At 61.1% G+C, this 20,173-nt stretch carries 17 protein-coding genes; 4 read left to right on the forward strand and 13 right to left on the reverse strand.

The window, feature by feature from the left end:
• Window position 1: 1 nt before the first annotated feature.
• The 3 genes from A9G06_RS00565 to A9G06_RS00575 form a co-directional block, all read right to left on the reverse strand.
• Entirely contained in the window at window positions 2-313 is a 312-nt protein-coding gene (locus tag A9G06_RS00565) for a DUF485 domain-containing protein (RefSeq protein ID WP_005336970.1), read from the reverse strand.
• A 105-nt stretch (window positions 314-418) separates the two neighbouring features.
• Window positions 419-1,045, reverse strand: a complete 627-nt coding sequence (locus tag A9G06_RS00570; protein ID WP_069553923.1) for a 3'-5' exonuclease — start codon at window positions 1,043-1,045, stop codon at window positions 419-421.
• Between the two features lie 2 nt (window positions 1,046-1,047).
• Window positions 1,048-2,835 (reverse strand): putative nucleotidyltransferase substrate binding domain-containing protein, encoded by a 1,788-nt coding sequence (locus A9G06_RS00575; protein WP_069553924.1) that lies wholly within the window; start codon window positions 2,833-2,835, stop codon window positions 1,048-1,050.
• A 168-nt stretch (window positions 2,836-3,003) separates the two neighbouring features.
• Here A9G06_RS00575 and A9G06_RS00580 point away from each other — a divergent pair, with 168 nt between their 5' ends.
• Complete coding sequence (locus A9G06_RS00580) at window positions 3,004-3,810, forward strand: crotonase/enoyl-CoA hydratase family protein (protein WP_069553925.1); 807 nt, start codon at window positions 3,004-3,006, stop codon at window positions 3,808-3,810.
• Between the two features lie 69 nt (window positions 3,811-3,879).
• On the opposite strand, the gene A9G06_RS00585 is transcribed toward A9G06_RS00580, so the two are convergent.
• Window positions 3,880-5,379: a sodium:alanine symporter family protein gene (locus A9G06_RS00585; RefSeq protein ID WP_005336959.1), complete on the reverse strand. Its 1,500-nt coding sequence runs from the start codon at window positions 5,377-5,379 to the stop codon at window positions 3,880-3,882.
• A 348-nt stretch (window positions 5,380-5,727) separates the two neighbouring features.
• Here A9G06_RS00585 and A9G06_RS00590 point away from each other — a divergent pair, with 348 nt between their 5' ends.
• Window positions 5,728-6,165, forward strand: coding sequence for a GNAT family N-acetyltransferase (locus A9G06_RS00590; RefSeq protein ID WP_069553926.1), 438 nt, complete (start codon window positions 5,728-5,730; stop codon window positions 6,163-6,165).
• Between the two features lie 76 nt (window positions 6,166-6,241).
• Window positions 6,242-7,006, forward strand: coding sequence for a zinc-dependent peptidase (locus A9G06_RS00595; protein ID WP_069553999.1), 765 nt, complete (start codon window positions 6,242-6,244; stop codon window positions 7,004-7,006).
• 81 nt (window positions 7,007-7,087) lie between these two features.
• Here A9G06_RS00595 and A9G06_RS00600 read toward each other — a convergent pair whose 3' ends face one another.
• The 9 genes from A9G06_RS00600 to A9G06_RS00640 form a co-directional block, all read right to left on the reverse strand.
• Window positions 7,088-7,684 (reverse strand): GPR1/FUN34/YaaH family transporter, encoded by a 597-nt coding sequence (locus tag A9G06_RS00600; RefSeq protein WP_005336948.1) that lies wholly within the window; start codon window positions 7,682-7,684, stop codon window positions 7,088-7,090.
• 223 nt (window positions 7,685-7,907) lie between these two features.
• Window positions 7,908-10,910 (reverse strand): DUF748 domain-containing protein, encoded by a 3,003-nt coding sequence (locus A9G06_RS00605; protein ID WP_069553927.1) that lies wholly within the window; start codon window positions 10,908-10,910, stop codon window positions 7,908-7,910.
• A 52-nt stretch (window positions 10,911-10,962) separates the two neighbouring features.
• Window positions 10,963-11,724 (reverse strand): ABC transporter substrate-binding protein, encoded by a 762-nt coding sequence (locus tag A9G06_RS00610; protein WP_069553928.1) that lies wholly within the window; start codon window positions 11,722-11,724, stop codon window positions 10,963-10,965.
• A 36-nt stretch (window positions 11,725-11,760) separates the two neighbouring features.
• On the reverse strand, window positions 11,761-12,171 hold the full coding sequence (locus A9G06_RS00615; RefSeq protein ID WP_069553929.1) for a MerR family DNA-binding transcriptional regulator: 411 nt from the start codon (window positions 12,169-12,171) through the stop codon (window positions 11,761-11,763).
• Between the two features lie 2 nt (window positions 12,172-12,173).
• Window positions 12,174-13,142 (reverse strand): hydroxymethylglutaryl-CoA lyase, encoded by a 969-nt coding sequence (locus A9G06_RS00620; protein ID WP_069553930.1) that lies wholly within the window; start codon window positions 13,140-13,142, stop codon window positions 12,174-12,176.
• Window positions 13,139-15,109, reverse strand: a complete 1,971-nt coding sequence (locus A9G06_RS00625; RefSeq protein ID WP_069553931.1) for a biotin carboxylase N-terminal domain-containing protein — start codon at window positions 15,107-15,109, stop codon at window positions 13,139-13,141. The genes A9G06_RS00620 and A9G06_RS00625 overlap by 4 nt, the downstream gene beginning before the upstream one ends.
• Window positions 15,106-15,960: an enoyl-CoA hydratase-related protein gene (locus A9G06_RS00630; RefSeq protein WP_069553932.1), complete on the reverse strand. Its 855-nt coding sequence runs from the start codon at window positions 15,958-15,960 to the stop codon at window positions 15,106-15,108. The genes A9G06_RS00625 and A9G06_RS00630 overlap by 4 nt, the downstream gene beginning before the upstream one ends.
• Before the next feature lie 10 nt (window positions 15,961-15,970).
• A complete protein-coding gene (locus A9G06_RS00635; RefSeq protein ID WP_069553933.1) occupies window positions 15,971-17,572 on the reverse strand; it encodes a carboxyl transferase domain-containing protein in 1,602 nt (533 codons plus the stop codon).
• Entirely contained in the window at window positions 17,569-18,711 is a 1,143-nt protein-coding gene (locus A9G06_RS00640) for an isovaleryl-CoA dehydrogenase (protein WP_069553934.1), read from the reverse strand. Before A9G06_RS00640 ends, A9G06_RS00635 begins: the two co-directional genes overlap by 4 nt.
• A gap of 304 nt (window positions 18,712-19,015) precedes the next feature.
• Between A9G06_RS00640 and A9G06_RS00645 the strand changes: the two genes are divergently transcribed.
• On the forward strand, window positions 19,016-20,173 hold the full coding sequence (locus A9G06_RS00645) for an acyl-CoA dehydrogenase family protein (protein ID WP_069553935.1): 1,158 nt from the start codon (window positions 19,016-19,018) through the stop codon (window positions 20,171-20,173).

Here is a 20,173-nt window from a genome sequence, read left to right on the forward strand (position 1 = left end):
CTCATGACTGCACTCCCTTGAGGATCTTCTGATTCAGCTCGTCAAACTCGCCGTTGGCCCGAAACACATAGATGCCGGTCAACACGAAGGAGGAGAGGATCAGTCCCACCCCGACCGGAATGCCACGGGTGACGGTGGTGCTGTCGCTGAGCGGGGTGCCCAGCCAACCGGGGGCAAAGGCGATGAGTAGAATAAACGCCAGGTAGAGTCCCAGCATCAGAGCCGAGAGGGCCCAGGCAAAACGCTGGCGCTTGGCGACCAGCTCCTGGAAGTTGGGATCTTGCTGGATCCTCAGATAGCTTTGCTGTTCCATTGCAGTTCTCCATGACATGAGTGTCAGCGGTGGATGGGGTAACCCCGACGAGCAGGGGATCTGCCCATGTAAGCAAAATGTGAATTAAATGTTATCTGCCGACAATTAGACTTTGGGATAAGCCAGTGGCGAGCCGCAGGTCAGGCGCAGGTAGATGAGCGCGGCCGTGGTGGCATCGGCAAGGGCGTCGTGGGCGGGCAGGGATGGCAGTTCAAGGTGGCTGCAGATGGCACTCAAGTGGAGGTCAATGGCCGCATCGGGATAGCGGCGATAGAGGTGGTCGTGATAGAGCTGGCTCACCTCGATCCCTCGCTGGGGCAGGGTCAATCCCCACAATTTCTGGCAGGCGAGATTGAGAATGCGTAGGTCGTAGGCGATGTGATAGCCCACCAGTTCACGGGGGCCGGTAAAGTCGAGTAGCAGGCGCAGCGCGGCTTCCAGCTCCATCCCCTGTTGCAGATCCTGATGGCGCAGACCGTGGATCACCACAGATTGGCTGGTCAGGCTGGCCGGTGGCAGCACCTTGATGGCGAGGGCCTCGCCAGTCAGCAGCCTGTTGCCCTGAATGCGCACCGCCCCGATGGAGACGATCTCGGCCTGCTCGGGATCGAGACTGGTGGTCTCGAAATCGAGAGCGATCCGTTCATCTTCCGGTGGGGTGGCAAAGAGCTGCGCGAACTCGCCAGTTCGGAACGCACGGCCATACCAGTAGCGTCGAACGCGGCTCAACATGGCTATTGTCTCAGACGAAAGTGCAAGGTGAGCCACTGCTGGAACTTCTTAACCTGATGCAGCGCCTGACGCAACAGATCCCGCTCGCTGTGGCTGAGCTCGCTTGTCTGCACCCGACTATTGCCCCCCTTGAGCTGGCTGCGCAGCCTAAGCCGGATAAAGAGCCGGAACGCCTCCGCCAGATTGCTGCCATAGTCGGCGCTGAGCCGCTCAGCGGCCACCAGCGCATCGATGCGTCCCAGGGTTGAAGTCTCCAGAATGCCTGCCTCAAGTGCCAGCATGCGGATACCGTGCACCAGCGGGAACAAGCCGCCCCGCTTCAGATCCAGCCCTTCCGGTGGCTGCTCCAGCCGGCCAAACAGGGTGAGGGGGGCATGAAAGGCCACTGCCGGTCGCACCATCTCCGCCAGCAGGTCCCGTCTGTCCGCCAACTGCTCGCGCAGCGCTCTGGCAACCGGCAGATGGAGCTGTCGATCCCCCGCGATGGGGTGAGCATCGGCCAGGGTGGCGAGCCAGAGCAGCTCCTCCTCACTGGCCGTGGTGCAGGCGCTGGCAATGGCGCTTTGCCACTCATCGCCTGTTTTTACCCAGGCCGGATTGTTCACCATTACCTGCCCGGGGCACAGCGGGTAGCCGAGGCGCTCCAGCAGGGCGCTGAATTCGGCCAGATCGGCTGCCTGGGTGGGCCATGCCAGCCCCTCTGGCAGGATCAGGGCGTTGTCCTGATCGGTTTTGAGGATCTGCTCACCGCGCCCCTCCGAGCCCAGTATCAGCAGGCAAACCTTATTCTGCACCTCGGGGGGGAGCACCAGCGCAAAGGCTTTGGCGATCAGGTGTTCGTTGATGGTGGCGATCAGTTTCATCAAAAAGGCGGTGTGGATCCCCTGGTTAAACAGGGATCGGGTCAATTGTTGCTGCTCGCGGGCCACCGCCTCCAGTGCCGGCAGGCTGTCGGCGCGGGCGATGCGCAGGGTCAGTACGTGGGAGTGGGTCGAGAAGAGCCCCAGCACCTGAGTCAGTTGCAAGATGCCCGCCACCTCGTTGCCACGCCACACCACCAGTCGCTTGATGCGATGGCGTGTCATCAGCAGCAGGGCATCAAACAGATAGCTCTCCAGCGGCAGACCAATCAAGGGCGTGGGAGTCAGCACAGAGAGGGGGGCCGTCAGCGGCAATCCCTTGAGGGTCAGGGCATGGAGCAAGGTCTTGCGGGTTGCCAGCGTGAGGGAGCCGTCGTGGGCCGGGTAGAGCAGGCAATCGGTTCCCTTGCTCACCATGGCTTCGGTCGCCGCCAGCAGTGAGAGCTTGCTGTCGACGATAAGCGGTGCCTGCAGGTGGCCGGGTTCGATGCGGGTCAGGATAAATTCCGCCAGATTCTTCTGACCCAGCTGTTCGCGTTGTTCCTGCTGGCGCTGGCGTTCGGCCAGATTGGCGGTGAAGTAGCTGGCAAACTGCGGATCCTGCTCACAGAGCGCCAGAAAGGTGTGGCGAGGAATGAGCTGGCAGAGGCTATCTTCCAGCGCGGTGAAGCGGTGGCGGCAGCTGCCATCAAACTGGGCGCGCACATCGAACAGGTCATCGACCCCGTAATCACCAAACTGGTGGTGAGGGGCAGACTCTTCCACCGCCCCCTTGATGATGAGATAGAGGCCGGGAGGCTGGTCCCCCTCCTTGAGCAGCAGATCCCCGGCCCGAAAATAGCAGAGCGAGAGGTGACGGGATAGCCGCTCGCGCGCCTCCTCGCCCAGTCGGTCGAACGGTGGTCTGGCAAAATTGAACAGGGTTGACATGACAGCGTCCTCTGCTGGCTTGCGGCACTCATGCTGCTCCCAGTGTGACAAAGGGAGGGGGAGGCGACCAGCCGACTTTAGTCTCAGCTGTACCGCCTGTTCACACTCTGATAACGTGGTGGTATGACCAGTGGGTCAGTTTCAGGGATCAAGGAGAGGACAAGGGAGATGGAAAAACCAAGGATCAAGTGCGAGATCCACGACGGGATTGCCGAAGTGATGCTGACGCGGGGGGATAAACTCAATGCACTGGACAGAGCCATGTTCAGCGCCATCGACGAGACGCTGACGCAGCTCGCCCGGCACAAGGGGCTGCGGGCGGTGATCCTGCATGGCGAGGGGCGAGCCTTCTGCGCCGGGCTGGATGTGAAATCCATGCTGAGACAGCCGGTAGCGGCGCTCGAGATCCTCAAGCGTGAAGCGGACGAAGCGACCAATCTGGCCCAGCGGGTTGCTTATGGTTGGCACCAGCTGCCTGTGCCGGTTATTGCAGTCACCCAGGGAGTCTGTTTTGGCGGTGGCTTGCAGATTGCGCTCGGCGCCGATTTTCGCTTCAGCACCCCCGATTGCCGCTTCTCGGTGATGGAGATCAAGTGGGGCATCATCCCCGACATGAGCGGCAGCGTTACCATGCGCAACCTGATGGGGCTGGATACCGCCATAGAGCTGGCCATGAGCGGGCGTGAACTGGATGCCGTCGAGGCCAAAGCTCTCGGGATGGTGAGCCGGGTCTGCGCCGATCCGCTGGTGGAGGCGCGAGAGTTTGCCCGCACCCTTATCACCAAGTCGCCGGATGCACTGGCGGGGATCAAGCAGCTCTACAGCCAGGCCTGGGCCCGCAGTGACGAGGCGATGCTGAAGGAAGAGACTCGGCTACAAAAGCAGATCCTGGGGCGACCCAATCAGTGGCGAGCCACCCTTAACAGCCTGTTTCGCTGGCGGCTGCCCTTCGGGCCGCGCCGCAATCCGCTCTGAGATGAGGTGACAGGAAAAGAAATGGCAGCATAGGCTGCCATTTTTATTGATGTCTTATGTCGTTCTGGTTCAGGAGGTCTTGCGATCCTGATCCGGCTCGAACTGATGGCCAGATTTCTCCAGTTCCAGGTTCTCTTCGGAGCGCTTGCCCACCCAGTAATCGGCGTTCTTGATGCCGAGCTTCTCCGGGTGGAATACGGGGTCAATCCCTTGTGCCTGCTGCGCTTCATAATCCTTCAGACAGGTGAAGGCGGTTTTTTGCAGCAGCAGAATGGCGATGATGTTGAGCCATGCCATCAGGCCGACCCCGATATCACCCATGCCCCAGGCCAGATCTGCCGTCTTGACGGTGCCGTAGACGGTGGCAGCCATCAGCGCAATCTTCAGCAAGAAGGTGAGCCAAGGGCGATTAATCTTGCGGTTGATGTAGGCGATGTTGGTTTCGGCGATGTAGTAGTAGGCAACGATGGTGGTGAACGCGAAGAAGAACAGCGCGATGGCCACGAAAATGCTGCCAAAGCCCGGCATCATGCTCTCCATGGCGGTCTGCACATAGCCCGGGCCTGCTGCGATACCGGCAATACCCGTGTAGATAGCGGCGCCGTCCGGCCCTTGTACGTTATAGAGGCCGGTGATCAGCAGCATAAAGCCGGTGGCGGAGCAGACGAACAGGGTGTCGATATAGACGGAGAACGCCTGCACCAGACCCTGCTTGGCCGGGTGACTCACTGCCGCCGCAGAGGAGGCGTGCGGCCCGGTACCCTGACCCGCTTCGTTGGAGTAGACCCCGCGTTTTACCCCCCACATGATGGCCAGGCCCAGAATGGCACCGAAACCGGCATCCAGGCCGAAGGCGCTCTTCCAGATCAGCAGGATCACGCCCGGCAGCTGGCCGATATTGAGGGCGATGATGACGCAAGCCACGATGATATAGCCCAGCGCCATAAAGGGCACCACGGTACTGGCGAAGCTGGCGATACGCTTGACGCCGCCGAAGATAATAAAGCCGAGCAGCAGCGCCAGACCGGCGGCAGTGACGTTCGGATCGATATTAAAGGCGGTCTGCAGGCTTGAGCCGATGGAGTTGGCCTGCACCCCCGGCAGCAGCACGCCGCAGGCGAAGACGGTAGCGATGGCGAAGGTCCAGGCGTACCACTTCATGCCAAGCCCTTTCTCGATATAGAAGGCCGGGCCGCCGCGGTATTCACCGTTGATCTTCTCTTTGTAAACCTGACCCAGGGTGGACTCCACGAAGGCAGAGCTGGCGCCGAGGAAGGCGACCATCCACATCCAGAACAGGGCGCCCGGGCCACCGAAGGTGATGGCGGTGGCCACACCGGCGATGTTACCGGTACCCACACGACCGGCCAGGGTCATGGCCAGCGCCTGGAAGGAGGAGACACCGGCATCGGTGCTCTTGCCATCAAACATCAGGCGCACCATCTCTTTGATATGACGCAGTTGCAAAAAACGGGTGCGCAGGGAGAAGTAAAGACCGACCCCCAGACACAGGTAGATGAGCGCAGGGCTCCAGATTACACCATTGATGGCATTGACGATTTCATTCATGTACAACAACTCCTTTGTTGTGTTTGTGGCGCTGTCTTGGCGAGATCTTGGCCTCGCTCTCTGTCACTGTTTTCGGCCCTGTTTGTTAACAATCCAGTTAACAAATGAGCGCGAGGTTGAGGGGTTAAGCAGAGCGCAAACACGCGCCATGCATGGCTTGTAACATATCGAGTTGTATCGGTGCTTCCCAGCGAAAAATGTTGTCTTGTTGCAAATTTGTGAATTGACAAGGGTGGGGGGATAATGGCAGGCAGCGTTTTCTATGAGTAAAGATGAGATCCTCCTTGTTGATCTGCGCCAGACAATGTGACGGGCGTAACACAATGGAAAGCAAACATGAGGCCAACAATGAAAAATGACCCTGAGACGTTGACGATCCGTCCCCCCGAGGCCGACGACGGGAGCGCCATCGCCCACCTGTTCACTCAATTGGGGTATCCTGCCGAAGGCGCTGACGTGACGGCGCGCCTGTTTGCGCCGGATCCCGTGAGCGTTGTGCTGCTCGCCTCCCAGGGCGACAAGGTGGTCGGCGTGCTGGTGTGGCACAAGCTGGCACCGCTGCATGTTGCACCAGCTTGGGGCCTGATCTCGGCGCTGGTTGTCGATGAAGGGGCAAGAGGGGCGGGAGTGGGTGCAGCCTTGCTCAAGGGCGCTGAAGCGATGGCGCGGGCCGCAGGTTGCGCCCAGCTGGAGCTATCCAGCAGTCTCAAGCGCGAGGCGGCCCACCGTTTCTATCTGGCGCAGGATTATCAGGAGCGGCCGAAACGGTTCGTCAAACTGCTGTGACCTGTTGTTTGCATCAAAAGAAGGAGTAGGCGTGCTGGGATGGTTCAAATGGCTGGGTGGTCGCCCGCAAACGTCCATGAGTGAGGATGAGTTGGCGCTGTGGCGTCAGGCGCTGGCGGCTGTGCCCATCTTGCAAGGGCTCAGCGACACCGAGCAGACGACGCTTATCGGCTTGGGGCAACAGCTACTCAAGCGCAAGACCCTGACCCTGATCGGGGTAGAGCTCAGCCCACGCCAACAGGCGGTGCTGGCGCTGCAGGCGGCGCTGCCCATCTTGCATCTTGGGGCTGACTGGTATCGCGGCTTTCACGAAATCATCATCATTCCCGAGCCCGTGACCCGGCGCCAGGAAGTACAGGATGAGTTCGGGTTGGTGAGCGAGTTTGAAGAGGAGAACGCCGGTGAATCCTGGCCACAAGGGCCGCTGGTACTGGCCTGGAGCGAACTGCAGCAGGATGGCGACTGGGACGGCTTTAATCTGGTGATCCACGAGCTGGCTCACAAGCTCGATATGCTGGGCGGTGAGGCGGACGGCGCGCCGCCGTTGCCGGGGCAGATGAGCAGCCAGCTCTGGCAGCAGGCCTTTCAGAGCGCTTTCGACGAGTTGTGCCAGCAGCTCGACCGGGACGAAGTGACCGATATCGATCCCTATGCTGCTGAACATCCCGCCGAATTTTTTGCCGTCAGCTGCGAGTGTTTCTTTACCGATCCGCTGCGGCTGCAGCAGGTCTATCCCGCGGTATACCGGCAACTGAGCCAGTTCTTTAGCCAGGATCCCGCACTGCGTTTCCCCGCGACTCGCTTGCTGGCGGGGGAGGTGGACGTCGAGTCACTTGACTGATAATCGATCTGTTGAACGGTTATTCGAGATAGCAAAAAGGCACCCGAGGGTGCCTTTTTCACAATCTGAGTGGCTTGCCTATCAGGCAGCGGCTTTCAGCTGTACGGCGGCGGCTTTCTTGTGATCGCCGATCGGCATCACGGTGCGGCCGAACTGCTCGTTGATCACGGTGGCCATAGCCAGGTAGATGGCGCTGGCGCCACAGATGATGCCTTCGAAACCGGCGATGGTACCGATCAGGGTGCTGCCGGTGAAGTCACGGGCGGCCAGCAGGAAGAACAGCACGGTCAGGGAGGCGAACACGAACTGCTTGGCGCGCGGGTAGTTGATGGTGCCAACCAGCATGAACAGGGTGAACATGCCCCACATCAGCAGATACCAACCCATGTAGGCGTGCGGAGTGGCTTCGGCCAGACCCATGGTCGGCATGATCAGCAGGAACACCAGGCTCAGCCAGAACAGGCCGTAGGAGGTGAACGCGGTCACACCGAAGGTGTTGCCACGCTTGTATTCCATGATGCCAGCGATGATCTGGGCGATGCCGCCGTAGCACAGGCCCATGGCCAGGATCATGGCGCTGATGGGGAAGAAACCTGCGTTATGGATGTTCAGCAGGATGGTGGTCATACCGAAACCCATCAGACCCAGAGGGGCAGGGTTGGCCAATTTTTCGCTCACGTGGCGTTCTCCAAAAATAGAGGTGGGGTTAACAAAAGACGCGCGATTTTAGGCAGGCTGTGGCGCGCCCGCAAGGGGGCAAGGGGGATAAATCGTAAAAAAACTACGTGATTATTTACATCAGCGGCCAAATGCTCACCAAGACAGGCTGTTTGGTGAGCAAAAGGTGTCAAAATAGTTGAAGGGTTGTATTTTTCTTACGCTTTTGCGCAGTGCGGCGGCCTTACTGATCCAGTGTCAGGATCACTTTGGCTTCCTTGTCCTCTTCCTTGACCTGGCTGTCGAGCACGAACAGCCGCTCCGGGGCGATCCCCTGGCTGTCGACCAGAAACTCCTTGGTATTTTGCGCCCGGCGCATGGCGAGATTGCGCAGGGATTTGGCAGTGATGAGCTGCTGATCCCGCAGCAGGATCACCGCCTGTGCCCTCAGTGCCGCGCTCTCTTCATCCAGATGGAGGCGATCGGCCAGATCTTCCAGATCTTCGCCAAAGCGCTCTTCATAGGCCTGGGCCAGCGCCTCTTGCAGGGCGGGGTCCTGTTCCAGCAGGTCGAGATCCGCCTGATTGCCGGTGAGCTTGGCCAGTACCCGCTCCAGCTTTTGCCGTTGCAGGATGGGGCGCTCCTCGTTGAAGTTGACCTTGCCGCGAATGTTCATGCTGAGCTTGGGTCTATCCTTGAGGGCCTGCGCCAGCTTGACCAGTTTCTCCTGCTGAGTGGGGGTGAGATCGGGATCCCCCGGCAGGAAGGGAAGTTCGTCGAGATCTTCGGTGCCATCGGCCAGCGAGGCGAGCAGGGAGAAGGGGGAGGTGATCGCCTTGCTCAGGGTGTTGCCCAGCACATCCCAGAAGATATTGCCGATGCTGAAGTCCGGTTGATCGAGATCCCCCTTCACCTTGAGGTTCATCTGTATCACCCCGTTGGCATCGCTTAGCAGGGCGATGGCTAGCCCCAGCGGCAGATCCTTGGCCTGATCGCTCTTGATCTTCTCGCCCAGTTGCAGCTTCTTGATGGTGATGTCGTTATCCCCCTCCAGCCGATTGCCCTCCAGCTTGTAGTGCAGCTTCATGGAGAGCTGCCCCTTGTCGATGGCATAACCGGCATAGGTGCCCGAATAGGGGGTGAAGGTGGTGAGCTCCAGATTGTGGAAAGCGACCGCGATGTCGAGGATCGGGTTGGCCACCAGCAGGTTGGTACCGCCGCGAATGGTCACCGGCGCATAGCGATCCACCTTGCCGTTGAAGGCGAGATCGGAGCGTTGCCCCGGAATATTGCTGATATGGCGACTTTGGCCGCCCAGCGAGGCGATATCGGCCACAAAATCCTGACTCAGACTGCGATCAGCAAAGCGCAGGTTGCCCTGCTCGGTGCGCAGCTGATCGATGGTGAAACGAAAGTCGGGAGCCTTGCTGCCTGCCGTCGCGTGAGTACCTTTGGTTGCCGCCGGTTGCGGCAACAGCAGCTGTTGCAGGTTGGTGGTGCCATCCTCGTTGATCTCGATGCGGGCGAAGGGCTTGTTGAGGGCAATCTCCTTGATCCGCATCTGCTGGCTGATGCCGTCATACGCCAGACCGGTGAGAGCCAGGGTGTTGAACTCCAGCAGCCGCTGATTGTCTGCCCGATCGACTACTTTGAGCCCGTTGATATCGAGCCCCCCTTGCAGGGTCAGCTTGCTCAGATCTCCCTGGGTTGTGGTGGCGAGATCAAGGCGGGTCTTGCTGCTCAGCAGCCCGTTTTGCACCTTGATGCGTACCAGATCGGCCAGATAGGGCTGTGCCAGCGTCAGGGGCAGCCCCTGCTGGTTGATGTCGCCGCTTAAGGTGAAAGGAGTCAGGGTCAGTTGGCCATCAAAGGCGAGGGGGCTGCTCTGGTTGAACTGGGTGGCCAGAGTCAGTTTGCTCGGTTGCTCCCCCTTGCTGCCCAGTGGCCCCAACGCCAGCTTGAGGCCGGAGAGCTGGCGTGCCTGCGGTTTGCCGCTGCTCGATTCGGTGAGAGTGAGATCGCCCTTGTCGATGGCGATCTGCCTGATCTGCCACTGCCAGGGTTTGTCTGCCTCGTGTTTCTTGCCGTTACCGGCTGCCTTTGCTTGCTGTGCCGACTTGGGCGCCGCATTGTTGGCCACCTCGTTTGCGGCGTGGGCTCCTTTGACGGGCTTGGCGGGGGCCTGTTCAATCAGCAAGTCAGCCAGATCCAGCTCCTGCTGTGGGTTGAGGGTGGCCTTGAGCAGGGGCTGTTGCAGAGTGACCTTGCCGATCTGGAGCGACTGTTTCTGGCCATCGACAGCCAGATCGCTAAGGGCCAACTGGCCGAAGCGGGCAAATTCGTCGCCCTTGTGTTTTTTAAGCTGCCAGTTGTCCAGCGTCAGCTTGCCTTTGGACAATTGCCACAGTACCCCTTGCTTGCTCTCTTTAAGCTGGTACTCCACCTCTGCATTGGCGTGGCCCTTGGCCAGATCCAGCTTGAGATAGGGGGCCCAGAGCGGGGCGAAGGGTTTCAGGTCGACCTGTTTGAGGCTCGCTTTGCCCTGACCCATGCCGCTCATCACATCGAGTTTGCCGTGGGCAGCGAGGCTGCTTTTGCCGTTGATGGCGGCGTTCAGCTGATAGGCGGTCGGGTGATTTGCCTCGGTGCGCAGGTTATCGAGCTTGAGGGTCACTTTCTCCAGATTGAGAGGCGGCAACCAGCCGGGTTCGCTCTCCTTGCGCTGATCCTGATAGCGCACATGCCCGTCAGTGACATTGACGCTGGCGATGTCGACCAGTAGCGGGGCGCTTGCTGTCTCGGGCTCGGGGGCGGGCGCAGGGGTGAGCAGGGTCGCCAGCGCATCGGTCAGATTGAGTCGAACATCCCCCTTTTTGTCTGCCAGCCGTTGCAGCTGCACCACGGGTTTGGTCAGGGTGACGGCGGAAAGCACGACCCCTTTCTGCTGCCAGCTGGCTTGCAGGTTTGGGGTGATAAAAAGCTGTTCAAAACCGATGATGGTCTGCTGCTTGGCATCGAGCAGGGCAGTCGCGCCGAGGGAGATAGAAGGGTTGCGCAGCCCTACGTCAATCTCCCCCAGCGTCAGTTGCAGGCCATAGTGCTCGGCCAGCCAGCCGGGCAGATAGCGCTGGATCAAACGGGGGGTTTGCCACAGCAGCAGAGTGATCAGGATAAGAAACAGCAGGAAAGCGTAGGCAAGGTAGCGCAGCAAGCGGAGCTTGGGGGACGCGGGCTCGGTGGTGTTCATTTGGTGCACTCCCATTCGGTTCCCGCCATGGTACAGAAAAGCTGGATAGTAATCATGGGGTTGCGTGCTGTTGTACGCCGTACTTTGTCCAAAGGCGATCCAGTTCCCCCTTTTTTTGCAGCGCTGCCAGCCACTGTTCCAGCTGGGCAGGGGTAATGGGAGCCTCAGGGTGAAGGATGGCGCGGTGTTGATACTGTTGATCCCATTTTTGCGAGATCAGCAGCTGGTCGGCGGTGTCGGGATGGGCCAGCAGATACTGGTTAAGGTAGGAAACGTTGAGAATGGCTACCTCGCCACGCCCTTTGAGCAGGGCTTGCAGGGCGCTGATGTTGTCCTTGACCAGGGTGATATTGAGCTTGCGCTGCAGGTAGAGGGGATCAGCATTGAACTGGCCGACGCCGTAGTGGTAGCCGGTCACCCCGATAAGATGATGCCGAGAGGGGTCATCGAAAAAGCGCTGATCCCGGCCCGTTTTGTTCAGGGCCACATAGACCTCACCACCACCGAGAAAGGGGGCTGTTATCTTGAATTTATCTGTGTCCCAGCCCCACTTGGTGTCTTCAAACAGCATCAGCGAGAAACGGCCCAGATCGAGCGCCTTGTAACGGTTGGCGGCCGAGGTGGGAACAAACACGAATCTTACCTCTTGCTGGATCTCGTTTAGCTTGGCGATGAGGTCCAGCGTCAGCCCTTCATAGCGGGAATCGGAGAGTTTGACCACAAAGGGGGCATAGGGGTATCCGCCAACCTTGATGAGGGGATGGCTCCAGCCAGAGAGGCTGAACAAGAGCAAAAACCAGCACCAATATCTCATGGGATCCCCAGGGCAATAGCTTGTTCCCAGATTCGGTTAATCTGCGCCAGTTTTCAAGCTGTTAAGGGAATTAACACAGCGCTGTTCGGCGGCCTCCAGCTCGGCCATCACCATCTGGATATCCTCCAGTTGTTGGCGCAGCACGCCGCGTTTTGTCTCGATCAGCTGGATCATGGAGTGGAGCTGGGTTTTGCTCGATTTGTCAGTGTCGTACATATCGAACAGCTCGCGGATCTCGGCCAGGCTAAACCCCAGCCGTTTGCCGCGCAGGGTCAACTTGAGCCGGATCTTGTCCCGATGGCTGTAGATGCGGGTTTGCCCCTCCCGCAGCGGGGTGAGCAGCCCCTCATCCTCGTAGTAGCGGATGGTGCGCGGCGTGACATCGAACTCTTGGGCCAGCTCCGAAATGCTGTAGGTGATCTCCTTGCCGGGCAGGGAACGGGGCATGGTCATGACTCCTGTTGCTGGGCGTGTGGCTGGCAGAGGCGGGCGCGCAGCCGCTCGGCATTGGCGTGCAGGGCCTGACCGACCCGCGAGCCGTTGGGACGGCCGAGCTGCTCGCTCACCCACTGGCCGGTGGCCGCCAGTTTGTCGAGATCCACCCCGGTCGTCATGCCAAGGCCGTGTAGCAGGTAGACTACCTCTTCTGACGCCACATTGCCGGAGGCGCCCGGCGCATAGGGGCAGCCGCCAAGCCCCGCCACCGAGCAGTCGATGGTGCGAATGCCACGCTCCAGCGCGGGTAGCAGGTTGGCCAAGCCTTGACCGTAGGTGTCGTGAAAATGGACCGCGAGCCGCCCCGCCGGGATCTCGTGCAGCACCGCATCCAGCATGGGCGCCACCGTGCCCGGAGTGCCGACGCCTATGGTGTCTCCCAGCGAAATTTCGTGGCAGCCGAGATCCAGCAACTGTTCGGCCATGGCGGCGACCCGTTTCGGGCGGGTCGGGCCATCGAACGGGCAGGCGATGACGGTGGAGAGGTAGCCGCGCACCTTGATGCCGAGGCGTCGCGCCTCCTGCACCAGCGGGGCGAAGCGCACCAGCGACTCCTCCACGCTGATGCCGATATTGGCCCGGGTAAAGCCATCGGAGCAGGCGGTGAAGAGGCCAATCTCGTCGGCTCGGGCGGCAATGGCTGCCTGCAAGCCTTGCAGATTGGGCACCAGAGCGCTGTAACGGGTTGAGCCCTTGCGCGGCAGTGCCTCGAACAGCGCTGCGGAGTCCGCCATCTGCGGAACTTTTTTGGCAGAGACAAAGGCACCCACCTCGATGCGTTGCAGGCCGCTGTCGGTAAGGCGCTGGATCAGCTCCAGCCGCTGTACCAGGGAGAGGGGCGCAGCTTCATTTTGCAGGCCATCTCGCGGCCCCATCTCCACCAAACTGACCCTGTCGTCACGGACGTCCTGTGATCGGTTCATGGGTGATCCTCCTGTGAAGCTATCTCTTCGGCAAAGCGCACCAGCACAGTTCCCTGGCTTACCTGCTCGCCCTGTTTGCACTGCAGGGCTTCAATTACCCCGTCCCGCTCTGCACGCAGTTGGTGTTCCATCTTCATCGCCTCCAGCACCAGCAGGGGTTGCCCCTTGCTGACCGTTTGGCCGGGTTCGACCATTACGGCCACCACGATGCCGTGCATGGGGGCGATGGCGCCTTGTGCCTTCTCGTTTGCCTGATCATGGTGGTGGCTGTGCTGCTGATCATCAGCAGTGAAACGGATGCGCTGGCCCCCTAGGATCATGATGAAGGTTGCCTCCGAGCCTGCGACCGTCTGAATGGGGATCTGCTGCCAGCAGCCACCCTGTTGTAGCCGGATATGATCGTCACCTCTCTGGTAGCAACGGGTCTCCCCTTGCCACTCAAACTGGCCGTCATGATCGTTAAGGGTCAATACCCGGCGCTCATCACCGATCCGTACCGCCGCCGTCCAGCAGCGATCCGGCCCCAGTCGAAATCCGCAGGCTTGCTGCCAGGGGGAGGTGCCGGCAGGGCGGCTCGCCAACCAGAGGGTGGCGAGCGGCCAGGCGAGTTCAGGAATGGGCTGCGCTGTGGTGGGGATGAGCCACTGGGTATGGTGGCGCATGGTCAAGACGTCAGGCTCTTCACACAGGCGCAGCAGCAGCGCTCCGTTATGCACCAGTGGGCCGAGATCCAGCGCAGCCAGCGCATCGGCCAGTTGGGCGAACGCCTCGGCGCGGTTCTGGCCGTGGGCGATCAGCTTGGCGATCATAGGATCGTAATAGGGGCTGACCTCATCGCCAACGGTAACGCCGGTGTCGATGCGTACGCCATCCGGCCACTGCAGCCAATTGATGGGGCCGCTGGCGGGCAGAAAACCGGCCGCCACATCCTCGGCGTAGAGGCGAGCCTCCACTGCATGGCCGCGCAGCACCACTTCCTCCTGGGTGAGTGGTAGCGGCTTGCCTTCTGCCACGGCCAGCTGCCAGGCAACCAGATCCTGCCCGGTCACCGCTTCGGTGACCGGATGCTCCACCTGCAGCCGGGTGTTCATCTCCATAAAGAAGAACTCATCCTTGCAGAGCAGGAACTCGATGGTGCCAGCCCCCTGATAATGGATGGCCTTGGCTGCGGCCACGGCTGCCTCCCCCATGGCGCGGCGCAGAGCCGGAGGGATGTCGGGGGCGGGTGCCTCTTCGATCACCTTCTGATGGCGTCGCTGCAAGGAGCAGTCCCTGTCCCCCAGATAGATGGCGTTGCCGAGGCTATCGGCAAAGACCTGTACTTCCACGTGGCGAGCCTGGGGCAGATAGCGCTCGAGCAGTACCAGATCGTCACCAAAGGCGGCCTTGGCTTCCCGTTTGACTGCCGCCAGCGACTCGTCAAAGTCGGCCAGCTGATCGACCCTACGCATCCCCTTGCCACCGCCGCCACTGGCCGCCTTGATAAGTAGCGGGAAGTCAATCTGGCTCGCCTGATCGCGCAAGAAGTCCGGCCGCTGATCCGTGCCGTGATAGCCGGGCAGCACAGGTACGCCGGCAGCCTGCATCAGCGCCTTGGCGCCCGATTTGTCGCCCATGGCGAGAATGGCGGCGCCGCTTGGGCCGACAAAGCGCAGGCCGCGCTGTTCGCAGGCGGTGGCAAAATCGCTGTTTTCCGACAGAAAGCCGTAACCGGGATGGATGGCATCGGCACGCGCCTCTTTGGCAATCTTCAGCACCTTGCCGGTGTCCAGATAGCTCTCTCTGGCCGGTGCGGGCCCCAGATGCCAGGCCTCATCGGCCAGACGGGTGTGCATAGCTTGGGCGTCGGCATCTGAGTAGATCGCGATGGTGTGAATGCCGAGGCGTTTCGCCGTCTTGATGATGCGCACGGCGATTTCGCCGCGATTGGCGATCAGCAGGCGTTTAATCTGAGTGTGGTGGGTCATGTCTCATCCTTGAAACGGGGACGCCAGGCGGGAGGACGTTTGTCGAAGAAGGCCTGCATTCCCTCCTGGGCTTCGAGCCCCACCCGAACCCGGGCAATGGTCTCGACGGTTCTCTCTTCATGAAGGCGAGAGGGATGGGCCTCTATCGCCGCCAGCAGTCGTTTGGTCTCTTTCATCGCCTCCGGCCCGTTGCGGCACAGACGAAGGGCCTGCGCCCGTCCCTCCGCCAGCAGTTGATCCGGTTTGCAGAGTTGGTGTGCCACATTGAGCCGACAGGCGGTGATGGCATCGAACGGCTCGGCACTGAGCATGTAGCGGCGTGCCTGACGCATTCCCATGGCGCGTACCACGTAGGGGCTTATAACCGCAGGCACTAGCCCGAGGCTTACCTCTGAGAGGCAGAAGCGCGCATCATCGCTGGCCAGCACCAGATCGCAGGCGCAGATGAGCCCCAGCGCCCCGCCGTAGGCGGCCCCTTGCACCAGCGCCACCGTGGGGAAGGGGAGCTCGTCGAGGGTCTGCATCAGCCGGGCCAGTACCCGGGCATCTTCGCGATTGTGCTCAAAATCGGCGTGGGCCAGATTGCGCATCCAGTTGAGATCGGCGCCCGCGCAAAAGTGTTTGCCTTCGGCCCGCAGCAGCAGGGCGTGGGGGCGTTCGGCAAGATCATGACCATGGAGATGGGCCAGATCATCGAGGCAGTCGAGCAGCCCCAGCATCAGGTCGGCATCAAAGGCGTTGTGGCGGGCCGGGCGCGACAGCACCAGCTCGGCCAGCGGGCCGTGCCGCTCCAGCCGAAACGGGCCCTGTGTTGAAGAGCCAAGTGCTGAGGAAGTAAGTGGATCTGACATAGGTTGCTCCTTACATCCGGAAGATGCCGTACTGCTCGGTTTCAATGCGGGCACCCTGACAGGCGGCGAGCGCCAGCGCCAGCACGGTGCGGCTCTGGGCCGGGTCAATGACGCCGTCATCCCAGAGGCGGGCGCTGGCGTAGTAGGGATGACCCTGGCGCTCATACTGTTCGATCACGGGCGCGCGGATGGCGGCCGCCTCCTGCTCGCTCAAATCTTTGCCCTCGGCAGTCAGCTTGTCCCGACGCACCTGCACCAGCACTCCGGCAGCTTGTTCGCCACCCATGACAGAGATGCGGCTGTTGGGCCAGCTAAAGAGAAAATCGGGTTCATAGGCACGGCCGCACATGCCGTAGTTGCCGGCACCAAAGCTGCCGCCGACGATCAGGGTGATCTTGGGCACCCGGCTGCAGGCCACGGCGGTGACCAGCTTGGCGCCGTGCTTGGCGATCCCCTCTTTTTCTGCGCTACTCCCCACCATAAAACCGGTGATGTTCTGCAAAAAGAGTAGCGGGATGGCACGCCGGTTACAGAGTTGGATAAAGTGGGCCCCCTTCTGGGCGCTGTCGCTGTGCAGCACGCCGTTGTTGGCTAGGATCCCCACCTCCATGCCGCAAATGCGGGCAAAGCCGGTCACCAGAGTGGTACCAAATAACGCCTTAAATTCGTCAAAGTCAGAATCATCCACCAGTCGTGCAATCAGTTCGCGGGCATCGTAAGGGCGTTTGAGGCTGGTGCCCACCAGACCGTAGAGCTCCTCGATGGGGTAGCAGGGGGGCTCGTAGCCGGGGCTGCTCTCTACCGGCTCGCTACCCAGATGAGTCACCAGCGTGCGGGCGATGGCCAGAGCGTGGGCATCGTCACGGGCCATATGATCAGCAACGCCGGAGTGGGCGCAGTGCACTTCGGCGCCGCCCAGGGCCTCTGCGCTGATCTCCTCGCCGGTGGCAGCCTTGACCAGCGGCGGACCCGCCAGAAAGATGGTGGCCTGCTCCCTGACCATGATCGACTCGTCCGCCATGGCGGGCACGTAGGCGCCCCCGGCGGTGCAGAGCCCCATCACCACTGCCAGTTGAGGGATGTTTTGGGCCGACATGCGGGCCTGGTTGTAGAAGATGCGGCCAAAGTGATCCCGGTCGGGGAACACCTCGTCCTGCATCGGCAAGAAGGCGCCGCCGGAATCCACCAGATAGAGGCAGGGGAGACGCAGCCGCTCGGCGATGGCCTGGGCGCGCAGGTGTTTTTTCACCGTGAGCGGGTAGTAGGTGCCGCCCTTCACGGTGGCGTCGTTCACCACCAGCATGCAGAGCCTGCCCGAGACCCGGCCGATGCCGGTGATGATACCGGCGGCGGGCACTGGCTCGTCATAGACCTGCCAGCCAGCCAGCGCCGACAGTTCGAGAAACGGGGAGCCCGGGTCCAGCAGCTGATTGATGCGCTCGCGGGGCAGCAGCTTTCCACGGGCCTGATGGCGGGTGTTGTTGGCCGCGCCGCCCCCTTGCGCAATCTCGGCAATGCGGGCGTGGAGATCGTCGACCAGCCCCTGCATGGCGGCCCGATTGGCCGCATATTCCGGGCTCGCCGTGTCGAGGCGGGAGTGGATACGACTCATGCATTTTCTCCCATCAGCTCGCGGCCGATGAGCCAGCGGCGGATCTCAGAGGTGCCGGCGCCGATCTCGTAGAGTTTGGCGTCCCGCAGTAGGCGGCCAGTGGGGTATTCGTTGATGTAACCGTTGCCGCCGAGCAACTGGATAGCGTCGAGGGCCATCTGGGTGGCGTTTTCGGCGGCAAACAGGATAGCGGCGGCGCAATCTTTACGGCTGGTGCGACCCTGATCGCAGGCGCTCGCCACCGAGTAGACCAGCGCCCGGCTGCTGGCGAGGCGGGTATACATGTCGGCGAGCTTGCCCTGCACCAGCTGGAACTCGCCGATGGCTTGACCAAACTGCTTGCGCTCGCGCACATAGGGCAGCACCACGTCCATGCAGGCCTGCATGATGCCAAGGGGGCCCGCAGCCAGCACCACCCGCTCGTAATCGAGCCCGCTCATCAGCACCTTGACCCCGCCATGCAGGGTGCCCAGCAGGTTTTCCTGCGGCACCCGGCAGTTGTCGAACACCAGCTCGCAGGTGCTGGAGCCGCGCATCCCCAGCTTGTCGAGCTTCTGGGCGGTAGAAAAACCGGGAGTGCCGGCTTCAACGATAAAGGCAGAAATTCCTTTGGGGCCCGCACTGGTATCTGTCTTGGCATAGATGACGAAGGTGTCGGCATCGGGTCCGTTGGTGATCCACATCTTGTTGCCGTTCAGCACGAAGTGATCGCCCTCGCGCTCCGCGGTGAGACGCATGCTGACCACATCGGACCCGGCTCCCGGCTCGCTCATGGCCAGTGCCCCCACATGTTCGCCGCTGACCAGCGGGGGCAGGTATCGCGCTTTTTGCTCGGGTGTGCCGTGGCGGTGGATCTGGTTGATGCAGAGGTTGGAGTGGGCGCCGTAGGAGAGGCCGACCGAGGCGCTGGCGCGGCTTACCTGTTCCATCACCAGCACGTGGGCCAGATAGCCGAGGTTCACCCCGTCATACTCCTCCGCCACCGTGATGCCGTGCAGCCCCAGCTCACCCATCCGGGGCCAGAGATCACGGGGGAAGGCGTTGCTCTGATCGATCTCGCTGGCGCGCGGGGCGATCACTTTCTGGCAGAAGGCCGCAACCTGTTCGGTCAGGGCATTCAGGGTCTCATCCATCTGCATCCATGCTCTCCTTGCGGATATGACAGTCGGGTAGGAAGGTTGGGTCGACCGGCTGACTCGGCGTTACGGCTGGCAGTGGTCGGTCCATTTTGTACTTCACTTCTGCCACAAGTTTACGTTAGCGTAAACGTAAATCAATTGTTAATCTGTTGTGTGTCGATAAAGCGGTGGTAGTGAAAGCGTCATCAGCTACCACGACAACAGCGCCATAGTGGCAGATCCGAATGACCAGTGTGTGGGCGCCGCGTTATAAAGCGCTAACTCAGGAAAATCAGCGCAGGGCAACAAGGGAGCGAACGACAAGATGGATTTTACCCTGACCGATGATCAACAGGCGTATGTGGAGGCGGCCGCCGCCTTTACCGATGAGGCGCTCAAACCCCATGCCGCGCGCTGGGACAAGGAGCATGAGTTTCCGATCCCGACCATCAAGCAGGCGGCCGAGCTAGGTTTTTGTGGTCTCTATACCCCGGAGCAGTTTGGCGGATTGGGGTTGCCGCGCCTCGATGCAAGTCTCATCTTCGAGCGTCTCGCCATGGGTTGTACCTCGACTACTGCGTATCTGACCATCCACAACATGGTGAGCTGGATGCTGGGCAGCTGGCTGCCCACCGAGGTTGCCAAAGAGTGGGTTCCGAAACTGGCCAGCGGCGAATTGCTGGGCTCCTATTGCCTCACCGAGCCGGGGGCGGGCTCTGATGCGGCGGCACTCAAGACACGGGCGGTGCGCGAGGGTGACAGCTACCTCATTGAGGGGACCAAGGTCTTTATCTCGGGGGCAGGCAGCAGCGATGTGCTGGTGGTTATGGCCCGTACCGGTGGTGAAGGGGCGAAGGGGATCTCTGCCTTTATGGTACCGGCTAATGCCCCAGGCGTGAGCTATGGCAAGGCAGAAGAGAAGATGGGCTGGAACAGCCAGCCGACTCGGGAGGTTGTCTTTAATGGGGTTCGCATTCCTGCCTGCTATCGGTTGGGCGAAGAGGGGGAAGGGTTCAAGTTCGCCATGCAGGCCCTCGATGGTGGGCGCATCAATATTGCCACCTGCTCGGTAGGCACTGCCCAGCAGGCACTGGACGATGCGCTGGTCTATGTGCAGCAGCGCCAGCAATTTGGTCACCCGATCAGCGAATTCCAGAGCGTGCAGTTTCGCCTGGCCGATATGGCGACCGAGCTGGCTGCCGCCCGCCTGCTGGTGCGTCAGGCCGCCGACAAGCTGGATCGCGGGGCACCCGACAAGAGTGCCTGGTGTGCCATGGCCAAACGGTTTGCCACCGATGTGGGTTATCGAATCTGTGATGAGGCTCTGCAACTCTTTGGCGGCTATGGTTATATCCGCGAGTATCCGCTCGAGCGCTATCTGCGCGATACCCGGGTACACCGCATTCTGGAGGGCACCAACGAGGTGATGCGACTTATCATCGCGCGCCGCCTGCTGGCCGATCCCGGCTTGTCGCTGGGCTAA

The organism is Aeromonas sp. DNP9 (assembly GCF_001728955.1).
Classification (GTDB): domain Bacteria; phylum Pseudomonadota; class Gammaproteobacteria; order Enterobacterales; family Aeromonadaceae; genus Aeromonas; species Aeromonas veronii.